Origin of the sequence: Luteimonas suaedae, assembly GCF_008312895.1 — a bacterium.
GTDB classification, from domain to species: Bacteria; Pseudomonadota; Gammaproteobacteria; order Xanthomonadales; family Xanthomonadaceae; genus Luteimonas; species Luteimonas suaedae.
In genome coordinates this window covers 1-16,729 of sequence record NZ_VSSP01000024.1, presented here as the reverse complement: position 1 = coordinate 16,729, position 16,729 = coordinate 1, and the positions used below count along the sequence as shown (strand labels likewise).

The 16,729-nt window shown below is 65.4% G+C and carries 12 protein-coding genes and 1 tRNA gene; all 13 read left to right on the top strand.

The annotated features are described in order from the left end of the window. Positions 1 to 98: EF-Tu C-terminal domain-related protein (locus FXO19_RS18705; RefSeq protein WP_484496924.1), on the top strand; the 98-nt coding region annotated here is incomplete at its 5' end. Between the two features lie 178 nt (positions 99 to 276). Continuing rightward, positions 277 to 352, top strand: a tRNA-Trp gene (locus FXO19_RS18700). A gap of 36 nt (positions 353 to 388) precedes the next feature. Further along, a complete protein-coding gene (gene secE / locus FXO19_RS18695; RefSeq protein WP_149196636.1) occupies positions 389 to 769 on the top strand; it encodes a preprotein translocase subunit SecE in 381 nt (126 codons plus the stop codon). 16 nt (positions 770 to 785) lie between these two features. Next, entirely contained in the window at positions 786 to 1,361 is a 576-nt protein-coding gene (gene nusG / locus FXO19_RS18690) for a transcription termination/antitermination protein NusG (RefSeq protein WP_149196635.1), read from the top strand. Positions 1,362 to 1,517: 156 nt separating this feature from the next. After that, entirely contained in the window at positions 1,518 to 1,946 is a 429-nt protein-coding gene (gene rplK, locus FXO19_RS18685) for a 50S ribosomal protein L11 (RefSeq protein ID WP_149196634.1), read from the top strand. 4 nt (positions 1,947 to 1,950) lie between these two features. Beyond that, positions 1,951 to 2,652: a 50S ribosomal protein L1 gene (gene rplA / locus FXO19_RS18680; protein WP_149196633.1), complete on the top strand. Its 702-nt coding sequence runs from the start codon at positions 1,951 to 1,953 to the stop codon at positions 2,650 to 2,652. Positions 2,653 to 3,128: 476 nt separating this feature from the next. After that, a complete protein-coding gene (rplJ, locus tag FXO19_RS18675) occupies positions 3,129 to 3,653 on the top strand; it encodes a 50S ribosomal protein L10 (RefSeq protein WP_149196632.1) in 525 nt (174 codons plus the stop codon). A 149-nt stretch (positions 3,654 to 3,802) separates the two neighbouring features. Then, positions 3,803 to 4,177, top strand: coding sequence for a 50S ribosomal protein L7/L12 (rplL, locus tag FXO19_RS18670; RefSeq protein ID WP_149196631.1), 375 nt, complete (start codon positions 3,803 to 3,805; stop codon positions 4,175 to 4,177). A gap of 322 nt (positions 4,178 to 4,499) precedes the next feature. Further along, entirely contained in the window at positions 4,500 to 8,660 is a 4,161-nt protein-coding gene (gene rpoB, locus FXO19_RS18665; protein WP_149196630.1) for a DNA-directed RNA polymerase subunit beta, read from the top strand. Positions 8,661 to 8,787: 127 nt separating this feature from the next. Next, the gene (rpoC, locus tag FXO19_RS18660) at positions 8,788 to 13,020 is read left to right on the top strand and encodes a DNA-directed RNA polymerase subunit beta' (protein ID WP_149196629.1); all 4,233 of its coding nucleotides are present in this window, start codon (positions 8,788 to 8,790) and stop codon (positions 13,018 to 13,020) included. A 345-nt stretch (positions 13,021 to 13,365) separates the two neighbouring features. Continuing rightward, complete coding sequence (gene rpsL / locus FXO19_RS18655; RefSeq protein WP_149196628.1) at positions 13,366 to 13,740, top strand: 30S ribosomal protein S12; 375 nt, start codon at positions 13,366 to 13,368, stop codon at positions 13,738 to 13,740. A gap of 102 nt (positions 13,741 to 13,842) precedes the next feature. Beyond that, the gene (gene rpsG, locus FXO19_RS18650; protein ID WP_149196627.1) at positions 13,843 to 14,310 is read left to right on the top strand and encodes a 30S ribosomal protein S7; all 468 of its coding nucleotides are present in this window, start codon (positions 13,843 to 13,845) and stop codon (positions 14,308 to 14,310) included. 170 nt (positions 14,311 to 14,480) lie between these two features. After that, positions 14,481 to 16,571, top strand: coding sequence for an elongation factor G (gene fusA, locus FXO19_RS18645; RefSeq protein WP_149196626.1), 2,091 nt, complete (start codon positions 14,481 to 14,483; stop codon positions 16,569 to 16,571). Positions 16,572 to 16,729: the final 158 nt, after the last annotated feature.

Here is a 16,729-nt window from a genome sequence, read left to right as displayed (position 1 = left end):
TGATCAACCCGGTGGCGATGGACGAGGGCCTGCGTTTCGCGATCCGCGAGGGCGGTCGCACCGTCGGTGCCGGCGTGGTGGCCAAGATCCTGAAGTGACGCGGCGGTGCGAGCGCGCCTAGCGCGCTCGCCTTTGCCGCCGCGTCATCCCGGCGAAAGCCGGGATCCAGGTCCGCGCCGTAAAAGCGCAAGCCGGGATCCAGCGGAACGAGCCGAACGGCGGGCCGAATCTTCGGTCCGCCTTCGCCGTCTAAAGGAAACCGTAGAAGCAAACGATACGCCAGTAGCTCAATTGGCAGAGCAGCGGTCTCCAAAACCGCAGGTTGGGGGTTCGAGTCCCTCCTGGCGTGCCACCCATCGGAACAAGCTGAAGGTACGCACCGAAACGCATGAACAGCAGAGTCGAACAATCCCGCGGCACGTCCAGCGGCGACATCGTCAAGTACGCGCTCGCGCTGTTGCTGGTGATCGGTGGCGTGTTCGCCTTCTACTGGTTCGACGGTCAGTGGCCGGCGCCGGCGCGGGTGCTGGCGGTGGCGGCGGGCGTGATCGCCGGCGCGGTGGTGTTCCTGACCAGCGGCAAGGGCGTGCAGACCCGCGAGTTCCTGTCCGAGACGCGCTTCGAACTGCGCAAGGTGGTCTGGCCGACGCGGCAGGAAGCGGTGCGGATGACGTGGGTCGTGATCATCGCGGTGATCATCATCGCGTTGATCCTGGCCGGCTTCGACACCGTGATCCAATGGCTGCTGCGCCTGTTCCTGGGCCAATGACGGAGATTCGGGTTTGATGGAAACACAAGAAGTCGACAAGCGCTGGTACGTGGTGCACGCCTACTCCGGCTTCGAGAAGTCTGTGGCGCAGGCGTTGCGCGACCGCATCGTGCGTGCCGGGGTGCAGGACCGCTTCGGCGACGTGCTGGTGCCGACCGAGGAAGTGGTGGAGATGCGCGCCGGCCAGAAGCGCCGTTCCGAGCGCAAGTTCTTCCCCGGTTACGTGCTGGTGCAGATCGCCACCCACGAGGAAAACGGCATTCCGCGGATCGACAGCGAGAGCTGGCACCTGATCAAGGAAACGCCGAAGGTGATGGGTTTCATCGGCGGCACCGCCGACCGCCCGCTGCCGATCAGCGACAGCGAGGCCGATGCGATCCTGCAGCGCGTGCAGGAAGGCGTCGAGAAGCCGCGCCCGAAGGTGCTGTTCGAGCCGGGGCAGATGGTGCGTGTCAACGACGGTCCGTTCAACGACTTCAACGGCGTGGTCGAGGAAGTCAACTACGAAAAGAGCCGCCTGCGCGTGGCGGTGCTGATTTTCGGGCGTTCCACGCCGGTCGAGCTGGAGTTCGGCCAGGTGGAGAAGGCCTAGGAGCCGTGATTGGTGATTCGTGATTAGCAGGCGTGGCGACCATCCCTCGCTTTTGCGAATCACGAATCACCAATCACAAATCACCCTTTCAAAGCGACGGGGAGCTGCACGAGCCCACAACGGCTCCGAAGCGTTCGAACCCGAGGAGAAGCAACAATGGCAAAGAAAGTCGTCGGTTACATCAAATTGCAGGTCAAGGCCGGGCAGGCCAATCCGAGCCCGCCGGTCGGCCCTGCGCTGGGCCAGCGCGGCCTCAACATCATGGAGTTCTGCAAGGCGTTCAACGCCGCCACGCAGAAGCTGGAGCCGGGCCTGCCGATTCCGACCGTGATCACGGCCTACTCGGACCGTACCTTCACCTTCATCACCAAGACGCCGCCGGCGTCGATCCTGCTGAAGAAGGCGGTCGGCATCCAGTCGGGCTCGAAGCGTCCCAACACCGAAAAGGTGGGCAAGGTGACGCGCAAGCAGCTGGAAGAGATCGCCAAGACGAAGGAACCGGACCTGACTGCGGCCGATCTGGAAGCGGCGGTGCGCACGATCGCGGGCTCGGCCCGCAGCATGGGCCTGACGGTGGAGGGCTGACGACATGGCAAAGTTGACCAAGCGACAGAAGGCGATCGAGGCCGCGGTGGAGCCGGGCAAGGCCTATCCGATCGAGCAGGCGCTGAAGATCATCAAGGATCACAGCAAGGCGAAGTTCAATGAGGCGGTCGACGTGGCCGTGCGCCTCGGCGTCGATGCCAAGAAGTCGGACCAGCAGGTGCGCGGCTCGACCGTGCTGCCCGCCGGCACAGGCAAGTCGGTGCGCGTGGCGGTGTTCGCACCGGCCGGCGCCAAGGCCGAAGAGGCCCTGGCCGCGGGTGCCGATGCCGTGGGCATGGACGACCTGGCCGAGAAGATGCAGGGCGGCGACCTGAGCTACGACGTGGTCATCGCCACGCCGGACGCGATGCGCGTGGTCGGCAAGCTCGGCACGCTGCTCGGCCCGCGCGGCCTGATGCCGAACCCGAAGGTCGGCACGGTCTCCCCGAACCCGGGCGAGGCGGTGAAGAATGCCAAGGGCGGCCAGGTCCGCTATCGCACCGACAAGGCCGGCATCATCCATTGCACCATCGGCAAGGCCGACTTCGAGGACGGCAAGCTGCAGGAGAACCTGCAGGCGCTGCTGGCGGACCTGGTCAAGGCCAAGCCGGCCACCGCCAAGGGCACCTACCTGCAGAAGATCTCGATCAGCTCGACGATGGGCCCCGGCGTCGCCGTGGACCAGTCGTCGCTGTCTTTGAAATAAGCAGGAGTGAGTGGAGAGGAGTGAGAAACGAGTGGAGGCATCGCCGGTTTCCCACTCTCCGCTCTTCCGCATAGTAGATAGAACAGGGGTGGGTCATCGGAGCCGGGATGCGAGTAAATGCTTTACTCGTTTCTCACTCCTCTCCACTCACTCCTAGATTTTTGAGGGCATCGCAACGGGCTCAGGCCCAGCGCGGCGCCGTCAAAGACCGCAGGCGCGGTCTGCGCGGCAACGACGACGGGCACGGAGGCTCGAATTGGCAGGGAATCGCCGTCGTTGCATGCGTCGACCGCTTAATCCCGGACCGCGTGAGCGGGAAAGGGCCTGCGTAGATGGTCGCCGACCCTCCAGTGAATTCTGGAAACGGCTGCCAACCGAGAGCGCTTCGGCGTTCCCCGCATCGAAGGACCGATGCGGCCCCAGGACCGCCCCGACGAGGAACCCGACGGGCGGAATGAGTAGTCAGGAGAAGTGCAATGGCTCTTAATCTGAACCAGAAGAAGGAAGTCGTTGCCGAACTGGCCGAGGTCGCCGGCAAGGCGCACTCGCTGGTCGCCGCCGAGTATGCGGGTCTGACGGTCGAGCAGTTGACCGGCCTGCGCAGGAAGGCGCGTCAGGAAGGCGTGTTCTTGAAAGTAGCCAAGAACACGCTGGTCTCGCGCGCGGTGGAGGACACCGATTATGCCGTCGTCAAGGACGCGCTGGTCGGCCCCCTGCTGTATGCCTTCTCGCAGGAAGACCCCGGTGCCGCCGGACGTCTGATCCAGGAGTTCGCCAAGGCGAACGACAAGCTGAAGCCGCGCCTCGTGTCGTTGGGCGGGCAGATGTACCCGGGCTCCCATGTGGATGTCCTGGCGTCGCTGCCGACCCGCGATCAGGCGTTGTCGATGCTGCTCAGCGTCATGGTCCAGCCCGCCACCATGCTGGTGCGCGTTCTGGCCGAGCCGGCCTCGCAGGTCGCCCGCGTCACCAACGCGGTCGGCCAGGCGAAGGCGGCTTGAGGCAGTGATTGGTGATTCGGTATTCGTGATGGGTTGAAAGCAGAGCGCTTTTGCGAATCACCAATCACCAATCACGCGACCAGCCCAGTTCGGTATCCGAGTTCCAAATCAATCAGCCGTTTCCAAATTAGTTAACAGAGGTAATCACGATGTCCCTTTCGAATGAAGAAATCATCGAAGCGATCAGCAGCAAGACCCTCGTCGAGGTGATGGAGCTGGTCAAGGCGATGGAAGAGAAGTTCGGCGTCTCCGCCGCCGCTCCGGTGGCCGTCGCCGCCGGCCCGGCCGCCGCCGCCGCTCCGGTCGAGGAGCAGACCGAGTTCACCGTGCTCCTGAAGGCCACCGGCGAGAAGAAGGTCGAGGTCATCAAGGTGGTCCGTGCGATCACCGGCCTGGGCCTGAAGGAAGCCAAGGACCTGGTCGAGAGCGCGCCGAAGGAAGTGAAGGAAGGCGTGTCGAAGGACGAGGCCGAGAAGTTCAAGAAGGACCTCGAGGCCGCCGGCGCCACCGCCGAGCTGAAGTAAGCGTTAGTTGCGTCGCCAGATCCACCAGGCGACCAGCCAAGGCTGGGGGCGAAAGCCCCCGGCCTTTGGCCGTTGTTGTAAGGGCCGGGATTGGTGATTGGTGATTCGTGATTGGTAAAGCAGAGGCAAAAGCGCTTTTCCGAATCACGAATCACCACTCACGAATCACGGCTTCACAGAGTCGACAGTCGGAAGTAGCGGGAGAAGGCGTGCTGGTGCCGGCAATACCAGCGACTTCCCACTGGCGATTTTCCCGATCAGATATTGATTCCCCCAGAGCCGCGGACGCGCGGCTCGCAGATGCCAAAGGCGGTCATTCCCCATGACGACGACATCGTATTCGTTTACCGAAAAGAAGCGCATCCGCAAGGACTTCGGCAAGCGCCGGACCATCCTCGAGGTGCCGTTCCTGCTTGCGATCCAGGTCGATTCGTATCGCGACTTCCTGCAGGCGGACGTCGATCCGGCCAAGCGCCAGGACCGCGGCCTGCATGCCGCGCTGAAATCGGTCTTCCCGATCGTCAGCTACAACGGTTACGCGGCGCTGGAGTACGTCGGCTACAAGCTCGGCGATCCGGTGTTCGACGAGCGCGAGTGCCGCAACCGCGGCCTGTCCTACGGCGCGCCGCTGCGCGTGACCGTGCGCCTGGTGATCTACGACCGCGAGTCGTCCAGCAAGGCGATCAAGTACGTGAAGGAGCAGGAAGTCTACATGGGCGAGATTCCGCTCATGACCGGCAACGGCACCTTCATCGTCAACGGTACCGAGCGCGTCATCGTCTCGCAGCTGCACCGCTCGCCGGGCGTGTTCTTCGACCACGACCGCGGCAAGACCCACAGCTCGGGCAAGCTGCTGTACTCGGCGCGCATCATCCCCTACCGCGGCTCGTGGCTCGACTTCGAGTTCGACCCGAAGGACGCGCTGTTCACCCGCATCGACCGCCGCCGCAAGCTGCCGGTGTCGATCCTGCTGCGCGCGCTCGGCTACTCCAACGAGGAGATGCTGAACGAGTTCTTCGAGATCAACACCTTCCACATCGATCCCGAGCAGGGCGTGCAGCTCGAGCTGGTGCCCGAGCGCCTGCGCGGCGAGACCCTCGATTTCGACCTCGCCGACGGCGACCAGGTCATCGTCGAGGCCGGCAAGCGCATCACCGCGCGCCACACCAGGCAGCTGGAGCAGTCCGGGATCGCCGCGCTGGCGGTGCCGGACGAGTACCTGCTGGGCCGCATCCTCTCGCATGACGTGGTCGATCCGGAGACCGGCGAGCTGCTGGCCACCGCCAACGACGAGATCAGCGAAGACCAGCTCGCTGCGTTCCGCAAGGCGGGCGTCGAGGCGGTCGGCACGATCTGGGTCAACGATCTTGACCGCGGCCCGTACATCTCCAACACCCTGCGCATCGATCCGACCAAGACCCAGCTCGAGGCGCTGGTCGAGATCTACCGCATGATGCGTCCCGGCGAGCCGCCGACCAAGGATGCCGCGCAGAACCTGTTCCACAACCTGTTCTTCACCTTCGAGCGCTACGACCTGTCGGGCGTGGGCCGGATGAAGTTCAACCGCCGCCTCGGCCGCAAGGAGACCGAGGGCGCCTCGGTGCTCTACGACTCGCATTACTACGCCGAGCGCAAGGACGAGGATTCGGTGAAGCTGCGCGAGCAGTTCGGCGACACCTCCGACATCCTCGACGTGATCAAGGTGCTGACCGAGATCCGCAACGGCCGCGGCACCGTCGACGACATCGACCATCTCGGCAACCGCCGCGTGCGTTCGGTCGGCGAGATGGCCGAGAACGTGTTCCGCGTGGGCCTGGTCCGCGTCGAGCGCGCCGTGCGCGAGCGCCTGACCATGGCCGAGGCCGATGCGCTGACGCCGCAGGAACTGATCAACGCCAAGCCGGTCGCGGCGGCGGTGAAGGAGTTCTTCGGTTCGTCGCAGCTGTCGCAGTTCATGGACCAGAACAACCCGCTGTCCGAGGTCACCCACAAGCGCCGCGTCTCCGCGCTCGGCCCGGGCGGCCTGACCCGCGAGCGCGCCGGCTTCGAGGTGCGCGACGTGCATCCGACCCATTACGGCCGCGTCTGCACCATCGAGACCCCGGAAGGCCCGAACATCGGCCTGATCAACTCGCTGGCGGTGTTCGCCCGCACCAACCGCTACGGCTTCCTGGAGACGCCGTACCGCAAGGTGGTGGGCGGCAAGGTGACCGACGAGATCGAGTTCCTCTCGGCGATCGAGGAGAACGAGTACGTCATCGCCCAAGCCAACGCGCCGCAGGACGACAAGGGCAACCTCGACGCGCAATTCGTCGACTGCCGCTACCAGGGCGAGTCGCTGCTCAAGCCGCCGTCCGAGGTCGACTTCATGGACGTCTCGCCGATGCAGACCGTCTCGGTCGCCGCGGCGCTGGTGCCGTTCCTGGAGCACGATGACGCCAACCGCGCGCTGATGGGCGCCAACATGCAGCGTCAGGCGGTGCCGACGCTGCGTGCGCAGAAGCCGCTGGTCGGGACCGGCATCGAGCGCGCCGTGGCGCGCGACTCGGGCGTGACCGTGAACGCGCGCCGGGGCGGCGTGATCGAGCAGATCGACGCCGGCCGCATCGTGGTCAAGGTGAACGAGGATGAGATCTCCGGCGAGCACGATGCCGGCGTCGACATCTACTCGCTGATCAAGTACACGCGCTCGAACCAGAACACCTGCATCAACCAGCGCCCGCTGGTGAACGTGGGCGACGTGATCGCGCGCGGCGACGTGCTGGCCGACGGCCCCTCGACCGACATCGGCGAGCTGGCCCTGGGCCAGAACATGCTGGTCGCGTTCATGCCCTGGAACGGCTACAACTTCGAGGACTCGATCCTGCTCTCCGAGCGCGTGGTCGAGGAGGATCGCTACACCACGATCCACATCGAGGAGCTGACCGCGGTCGCCCGCGACACCAAGCTGGGACCGGAGGAGATCTCCGCCGACATCCCGAACGTCTCCGAGCAGGCGCTCAACCGCCTGGACGAGTCCGGCGTGGTCTACATCGGCGCCGAGGTCCGCGCCGGCGACATCATGGTCGGCAAGGTCACGCCGAAGGGCGAAAGCCAGCTGACTCCGGAGGAGAAGCTGCTGCGCGCGATCTTCGGCGAAAAGGCGTCCGACGTGAAGGACAGTTCGCTGCGCGTGCCACCGGGCATGGACGGCACCGTCATCGACGTGCAGGTCTTCACCCGTGACGGCATCGAGAAGGACAAGCGCGCGCGCCAGATCGAGGAGAACGAGGTCAAGCGCGTCAAGAAGGACTTCGATGACCAGTTCCGGATCCTGGAGGGTGCGATCTACGCCCGCCTGCGCTCGCAGATCGTCGGCAAGGTCGCCAACGGCGGCGCCGGGCTGAAGAAGGGTGACACCATCACCGACGCCTTCCTCGACGGATTGAAGAAGTCCGACTGGTTCGCGATCCGCATGAAGGACGCCGACGCGGTCGAGGCGGTCGAGCGCGCGCAGAAGCAGATCGAAGCGCATCGCAAGGAGTTCGACCTGCGCTTCGAGGACAAGCGCGGCAAGATCACCCAGGGCGACGATCTCGCTCCGGGCGTGTTGAAGATGGTCAAGGTGTTCCTGGCGGTGAAGCGCCGCATCCAGCCGGGCGACAAGATGGCCGGCCGCCACGGCAACAAGGGCGTGATCTCCAACATCGTGCCGGTCGAGGACATGCCGTACATGGCCGACGGCACCTCGGTCGACATCGTGCTCAACCCGCTGGGCGTGCCGAGCCGCATGAACATCGGGCAGATCCTGGAAACCCACCTGGGCTGGGCCGCCAAGGGCCTGGGGCACAAGATCCAGCGCATGCTCGAGGAACAGGCCAAGGTCGCCGATCTGCGCAAGTTCCTCGACGAGGTCTACAACCACGACAGCAAGCTGATCGGCGAACGCGTCGATCTCAAGCAGTTCAGCGATGCCGAACTGCTGGCGTTGGCGAAGAACCTCACCGACGGCGTGCCGATGGCAACGCCGGTGTTCGACGGCGCGGCCGAGTCCGAGATCAAGGCCATGCTGACGCTCGCCGATCTGCCGACCAACGGTCAGACCCAGCTGTACGACGGCCGGACCGGCGAGGCCTTCGACCGTCATACCACGGTCGGCTACATGCACATGCTGAAGCTGAACCACCTGGTCGACGACAAGATGCACGCGCGCTCGACCGGTCCGTACTCGCTCGTCACCCAGCAGCCGCTGGGCGGCAAGGCGCAGTTCGGCGGCCAGCGTTTCGGCGAAATGGAAGTCTGGGCGCTGGAAGCCTACGGCGCGGCCTACACCCTGCAGGAAATGCTGACGGTGAAGTCCGACGACGTGCAGGGCCGCAACCAGATGTACAAGAACATCGTCGACGGCGAGCACGAGATGGTCGCCGGCATGCCCGAGTCGTTCAACGTGCTGGTCAAGGAAATCCGCTCGTTGGCCATCAACATGGAGCTGGAAGAGCATTGAGAACCGTGATTGGAGATTCGCGATTCGTGATTCGAGAAAAGCAACACGTCGAATCCGAAGGCCGCGAATCCGCTTCAACTAATCACCAATCACCAATCGCGAATCACGCTCCATCGGAGACATATCGATGAAAGATCTACTGAACCTGTTCAACCAGCAGCGTCCGACGCTCGATTTCGACGCGATCAAGATCGCGCTGGCGTCGCCGGACATGATCCGGTCCTGGTCCTACGGCGAAGTCAAGAAGCCGGAGACCATCAACTACCGCACCTTCAAGCCGGAGCGCGACGGGCTGTTCTGCGCCGCGATCTTCGGCCCGGTGAAGGACTACGAGTGCCTGTGCGGCAAGTACAAGCGCATGAAGCACCGTGGCGTGGTCTGCGAGAAGTGCGGCACCGAGGTCACCTTGGCCAAGGTGCGCCGCGAGCGCATGGGCCATATCGACCTGGCCTCGCCGGTCGCGCACATCTGGTTCCTGAAGTCGCTGCCCTCGCGCATCGGCCTGATGCTGGACATGACCCTGCGCGACATCGAGCGCATCCTGTACTTCGAGGCGTTCGTCGTCACCGAGCCGGGCCTGACCCCGCTCGAGCGCGGCCAGCTGCTCAATGAAGAGCAGTTCATGCAGATGCGCCAGGAGCACGGCGACGACTTCGACGCCGCGATGGGCGCCGAGGCGGTCTACGACCTGCTGCGCACGATCGACCTGCAGGCGGAGATGATCCAGCTCAAGGAGGACATCGCCGCCACCGGTTCGGAGACCAAGCTCAAGCGCCTGACCAAGCGCATCAAGCTGGTCGAGGCCTTCGTCGAGTCCGGCAACCGCCCCGAGTGGATGATCATGACGGTGCTGCCGGTGCTGCCGCCGGACCTGCGTCCGCTGGTGCCGCTGGACGGCGGCCGCTTCGCGACCTCCGACCTCAACGACCTGTACCGCCGCGTCATCAACCGCAACAACCGCCTGCGGCGCCTGCTCGAGCTCAACGCGCCGGACATCATCGTGCGCAACGAGAAGCGCATGCTGCAGGAGTCGGTGGACGCGCTGATGGACAACGGCCGTCGCGGCCGCGCCATCACCGGCACCAACAAGCGGCCCTTGAAGTCGCTGGCCGACATGATCAAGGGCAAGCAGGGCCGGTTCCGCCAGAACCTGCTCGGCAAGCGCGTCGACTACTCGGGTCGTTCGGTCATCGTGGTCGGCCCGACCCTGCGCCTGCACGAGTGCGGCCTGCCGAAGAAGATGGCGCTGGAGCTGTTCAAGCCGTTCATCTTCTCCAAGCTGCAGCGCCGCGGCCTGGCAACCACGATCAAGGCCGCCAAGAAGCTGGTCGAGCGTGAAGAAGCGGAAGTCTGGGACATCCTGGAAGAGGTCATCCGCGAGCATCCGGTGCTGCTCAACCGCGCGCCGACCCTGCACCGCCTGGGCATCCAGGCGTTCGAGCCGGTGCTGATCGAGGGCAAGGCGATCCAGCTGCACCCGCTGGTCTGCACCGCGTTCAACGCCGACTTCGACGGCGACCAGATGGCCGTCCACGTGCCGCTGAGCCTCGAGGCGCAGCTGGAAGCGCGCGCGCTGATGATGTCGACCAACAACATCCTCTCGCCCGCCAACGGCGAGCCGATCATCGTGCCGTCGCAGGACGTCGTGCTCGGGCTGTACTACATGACCCGCGCACTCGAGGCCAAGAAAGGCGAGGGCATGGCCTTCGCCAACGTCGCCGAGGTCAAGCGCGCCTACGACCATCGCGTGGTCGAACTGCACGCCAAGGTCAAGGTACGCATCATCGAGACGGTGATCGACGAAGAGGGCAACAGGGAACGCCGCACCTCGGTCGTGGACACCACGGTCGGGCGCGCGCTGCTGGCCGAGATCCTGCCCGACGGCCTGCCGTTCGCGCTGGCCAACACCGAGCTGACCAAGAAGAACATCAGCCGCCTGATCAACTCCTGCTATCGCCAGCTGGGCCTGAAGGACACCGTGGTGTTCGCCGACAAGCTGATGTACACCGGCTTCGCGTACGCCACGCGGGCCGGCGTGTCGATCGGCATCGACGACATGACCATTCCGGACGAGAAGAAGGGCATCCTGGCCGAGGCCGAGACCGAGGTGCTGGAGATCCAGCAGCAGTACCAGTCCGGCCTGGTCACCGCCGGCGAGCGCTACAACAAGGTGGTCGACATCTGGTCACGCACCAATGAGCGCGTCGCCAAGGCGATGATGGACGCCATCGGCACCGAGACCGTGACCAACGCCAAGGGCGAGCAGGTCGCGCAGAAGTCGATGAACTCGATCTACATCATGGCCGACTCCGGCGCCCGTGGTTCGCAGGCGCAGATCCGCCAGCTGGCGGGCATGCGCGGCCTGATGGCCAAGCCGGACGGCTCGATCATCGAGACCCCGATCACCGCCAACTTCCGCGAGGGCCTCAACGTCCTGCAGTACTTCATCTCCACCCACGGCGCCCGAAAGGGCCTGGCGGACACGGCGCTGAAGACCGCGAACTCCGGCTACCTGACCCGTCGCCTGGTCGACGTGGCGCAGGACGTGGTGATCACCGAGGACGACTGCGGTACCACCGCCGGCCTGACCATGACCCCGATCGTGGAAGGCGGCGACGTGGTCGAGCCGCTGCGCGACCGCGTGCTCGGCCGCATCGTGGCCGAGGACGTGTACCTGCCGGGCGACGACGAGGATCCGATCGTCACCCGCAACACCCTGCTCGACGAGGCCTGGGTGCAGAAGCTCGAGGACGCCGGCGTGCAGACGATCCAGGTGCGCTCGACGATCACCTGCACCTCGTCGTTCGGCGTCTGCGCCATGTGCTACGGCCGCGACCTCGGCCGCGGCCACCTGGTCAACCACGGCGAGGCGGTCGGCGTGGTCGCCGCGCAGTCGATCGGCGAACCCGGCACGCAGCTGACCATGCGGACGTTCCACATCGGTGGTGCGGCCTCGCGTGCGGCGGCGATCGACAACGTCACGGTCAAGACCACCGGCTCGGTCAAGTTCAACAACCTCAAGTCGGTCAACCACGCCAGCGGCGGCCTGGTCGCGGTGTCGCGTTCGGGCGAGCTGTCGGTGCTCGACGGCCACGGCCGCGAGCGCGAGCGCTACAAGCTGCCCTACGGCGCGATGGTCACCATCAAGGACGGCGCCGCGGTCAAGGCCGGGCAGACGGTCGCCAGCTGGGATCCGCATAACCACCCGATCGTGTCGGAAGTCGCCGGTTCGATCCGCTTCGTCGACTTCATCGACGGCGTGACCGTGATCGAGAAGACCGACGAGCTGACCGGCCTGGCCTCGCGCGAGATCACCGATCCCAAGCGTCGTGGTTCCCAGGGCAAGGACCTGCGCCCGCTGGTGCGCATCGTCGACAAGAAGGGCAACGACCTCACCATCCCGGGCACCGACCTGCCGGCGCAGTACCTGCTGCCGCCGCGCTCGATCGTCAACCTGCAGGATGGCGATGCGGTCGGGGTCGGCGACGTGGTCGCCAAGATCCCGCAGGAAGCGTCCAAGACCCGCGACATCACCGGCGGTCTGCCGCGCGTGGCCGATCTGTTCGAGGCCCGCAAGCCGAAGGATCCGGCGATCCTGGCCGAGAAGTCCGGCGTGGTCAGCTTCGGCAAGGACACCAAGGGCAAGCAGCGGCTGATCATCAAGGGACCGGACGGCGACGAGCACGAGGAGCTGATTCCCAAGTACCGCCAGATCATCGTGTTCGAGGGCGAGCACGTGGAGAAGGGCGAGACCGTGGTCGACGGCGAGCCGAGCCCGCAGGACATCCTGCGCCTGAAGGGCATCGAGGAGCTGGCCGCCTATCTGGTCAAGGAGATCCAGGACGTCTACCGCCTGCAGGGCGTGAAGATCAACGACAAGCACATCGAGGTGATCATTCGCCAGATGCTGCGCAAGGTCGAGATCACCGATTCCGGCGACAGCCGGTTCCTGCATGGCGAGCAGGTCGAGCGCCAGCGCGTGATCGAGGACAACGCCCGCGCCGAGTCCAAGAACGAGCTGCCGGCGAGGTTCGACCCGGTGCTGCTGGGCATCACCAAGGCCTCGCTGGCGACCGAATCGTTCATCTCCGCGGCCTCCTTCCAGGAGACCACCCGCGTGTTGACCGAGGCGGCCGTGCGCGGCACCCGCGACGGTCTGCGTGGCCTGAAGGAGAACGTCATCGTCGGCCGCCTGATCCCGGCTGGTACCGGCCTGGCCTACCACGCCCAGCGCCGGCGCGATGCCTCCGGGCTGACCGAGTCGGAGATGGAGGCCCTTTCGGGCAGCGCCGCCGAGGAAACCTCGGCGGTCGCCGAGGGCGCCGGTGGCTCCGCGCCGGAGGCGGGCGCGGACGAGTGAGTCACGGGCGGATTTCCCGACCCCGGCGGCGGTCGCCCGCCGCCGGGGCTTGTGAAACCCCGCCGATGACCTTATAACTGCACGCCAGCGACGGCTCCAGGGCCGTCCCAGATCACGAAATGAGGCGCCATGGACGCGCCTCGTATTCGGCCCAGGATGGGCGGGATGACGCGGAATCGTCACCCGGTGGCGCCTTGCGGCGGACTCCGGGCGCATGGGTTGGTCTTGCGTTGACGCTTGGCGTCTGCGCCGGCTATACTTTTCCGTCTCGGCGGGCCGGGTTCACCTGGCCTGTCTTCGTTTTTCACGCATGGGCCCCGGCCCCAACGACAGAACCCACACACGATGGCAACGATCAACCAGCTGGTGCGGAAGCCGCGCAGCCCGGAAACCTACAAGAGCACCTCGCCCGCGCTGGCGAACTGCCCGCAGCGGCGCGGCGTGTGCACGCGCGTCTACACCACGACGCCGAAGAAGCCGAACTCGGCCCTTCGCAAGGTCGCCAAGGTGCGCCTGACCAACGGCTACGAGGTCATCTCGTACATCGGCGGCGAAGGCCACAACCTGCAGGAGCACTCGGTGGTGCTGATCCGCGGCGGTCGCGTCAAGGATCTGCCGGGCGTGCGCTACCACACCGTTCGCGGCTCGCTCGACGCCGCCGGCGTCACCAAGCGCAGGCAGGCCCGTTCCAAGTACGGTGCCAAGCGCCCGAAGGCCTGAGGCATCGCCATCCGTTCCGGCCGGCCGCGCCGACGCGTCGCGGGTCGGAATACCGACCTCGGCAATCGCCGAATCGAAGATTGATAGAACAAGGTCTGCATCATGTCCCGTAAAGGTTCTGCTCCGCAGCGCAACGTCCTGCCCGACCCCAAGCACGGCAGCGAGACGATCGCGCGTTTCATCAACATGGTCATGAAGAGCGGCAAGAAGTCGGTCGCCGAGAAGATCGTCTATGGCGCCATGGACGTCATCGGCGAGAAGAGCGGCGATGCCCTCGAGCTGGTCGAGAAGGCGCTCGGCAACGTCTCGCCCTCGGTCGAGGTGAAGTCGCGCCGCGTCGGTGGCGCCACCTATCAGGTGCCGGTCGAAGTGCGTGCATCGCGCCGCAGTGCGCTGGCGATGCGCTGGCTGATCGAGTCCGCGCGCAAGCGCGGCGAGAACACCATGCCGCGCAAACTGGCGGGTGAGCTGATCGATGCCGCCGAAAGCCGTGGCGGCGCGATCAAGAAGCGCGAGGAAACCCACCGCATGGCGGAAGCGAACAAGGCGTTCGCGCACTACCGCTGGTGATCCCCGGGGCACCCTGAGGGGTGCCCATCCAGGCGTCCGTCGCGCATGCCGCGGGACGCCGCCTGCGACCCGGTCCGTCCGGGCCGCAACCGCGAATCCGGAGGCCGCCGTCCTGGCGGCGTCTGGCCATTCCGGCCCGGCATTGCCGGGCCCAGAAACGAGAGACGACCGTGGCTCGCACCACTCCCATCGAACGCTATCGCAATTTCGGCATCATGGCCCACATCGATGCCGGCAAGACCACCACGTCCGAACGCATCCTGTTCTACACCGGTGTCAGCCACAAGATCGGCGAAGTCCATGACGGCGCCGCGGTGATGGACTGGATGGAGCAGGAGCAGGAGCGCGGCATCACCATCACTTCCGCCGCCACCACGGCGTTCTGGAAGGGCATGGACCAGTCGCTGCCCGAATACCGCCTCAACATCATCGACACCCCCGGCCACGTCGACTTCACCATCGAGGTGGAGCGTTCGCTGCGCGTGCTCGACGGCGCGGTGTTCGTGCTGTGCGCGGTCGGTGGCGTGCAGCCGCAGTCCGAGACCGTGTGGCGCCAGGCCAACAAGTATTCGGTGCCGCGGCTTGCGTTCGTCAACAAGATGGATCGCACCGGCGCCAACTTCGACAAGGTCGTCGAGCAGCTCAAGTCGCGCCTGGGCGCCTACCCGGTGCCAATGCAGATGCCGGTCGGCGCCGAGGACGGGTTCGAGGGCGTGATCGACCTGATCAAGATGAAGTACATCCATTGGGACGTGGCGTCCCAGGGCACCATCTTCGAGTACCGCGATGTTCCCGCCGAGCTGGCCGACAAGGCCGCCGCGGCGCGCAACTTCATGGTCGAGGCTGCGGCCGAGGCCAATGAAGCGCTGATGGACAAGTATCTCGAGGGCGGCGAGCTGACCGAGGACGAGATCGTCGCCGGCCTGCGCGAGCGCACGCTGAGGACCGAGGTGATCCCGGTGTTCTGCGGCAGCGCGTTCAAGAACAAGGGCGTGCAGGCGATGCTCGACGGCGTGGTGCAGCTGCTGCCGTCGCCGGCCGACCGGCCGCCGGTGCAGGGTGTGGACGACTCCGAGAAGGAAGCCTCGCGCAGGGCCGACGACAAGGAGCCGTTCTCGGCGCTGGCGTTCAAGATCATGACCGATCCGTTCGTCGGTTCGCTGACGTTCTTCCGCGTCTACTCGGGCGTGCTCAACTCCGGCGACCAGGTCTACAACCCGGTCAAGTCGAAGAAGGAGCGCGTGGGCCGCATCCTGCAGATGCACTCCAACAACCGCGAGGAGATCAAGGAAGTGCGCGCCGGCGACATCGCCGCCGCGGTCGGCCTGAAGGACGTCACCACCGGCGACACCCTGTGCACCCAGGACAACATCATCACCCTGGAGCGGATGATCTTCCCGGAGCCCGTCATCTCGATGGCGGTCGAGCCGAAGACCAAGTCCGACCAGGAGAAGATGGGCCTGGCGCTGGGTCGCCTGGCACAGGAGGATCCGTCGTTCCGCGTGCGTACCGACGAGGAGTCCGGGCAGACGATCATCTCCGGCATGGGCGAGCTGCACCTGGAGATCCTGGTCGACCGCATGAAGCGCGAGTTCAACGTCGAGGCGAACGTCGGCAAGCCGCAGGTCGCCTACCGCGAGACCATCCGCAAGGCGGTCAAGGCTGAAGGCAAGTTCGTGCGGCAGTCGGGCGGCAAGGGCCAGTTCGGCCACGTGTGGCTCGAGATCGAGCCGCAGGAGCGGGGCGAAGGCTATGTGTTCGAGAACGCGATCGTCGGCGGCGTGGTGCCGAAGGAATACATCCCGGCGGTCGACAAGGGCATCCAGGAAGCGATCGCCAACGGGCTGATGGCCGGATATCCGATCGTCGACGTCAAGGTGAAGCTGGTCGACGGTTCGTACCACGAGGTCGACTCGTCGGAAATGGCGTTCAAGATCGCCGGTTCGATGGGCTTCAAGGAAGGCTTCCACCGCGCCAGCCCGGTGCTGCTGGAGCCGATCATGAAGGTCGAGATCGTCACCCCCGAGGACTACCTGGGCGACGTGATGGGCGACGTCAGCCGCCGTCGCGGCATCCTGCAGGGTTCGGACGACACGCCGTCGGGCAAGGTGATCAACGCCATGCTGCCGCTCGGCGAGATGTTCGGCTACGCCACCTCGCTGCGGTCGATGTCGCAGGGTCGCGCTACCTTCACGATGGAGTTCGACCACTACGCGGAAGCGCCGGCCAACATCGCCGAAACGGTTACTAAAAAATCGTGATTCGTGATTCGGGATTCGTGATTCGAAAGAGCGCGAATCCCGCTTTAAGCGAATCACCAATCACCAATTACGAATCACGGAGCTAAAACCAATGGCAAAGGGCAAGTTCGAGCGCACCAAGCCCCACGTGAACGTGGGCACGATCGGTCACGTGGACC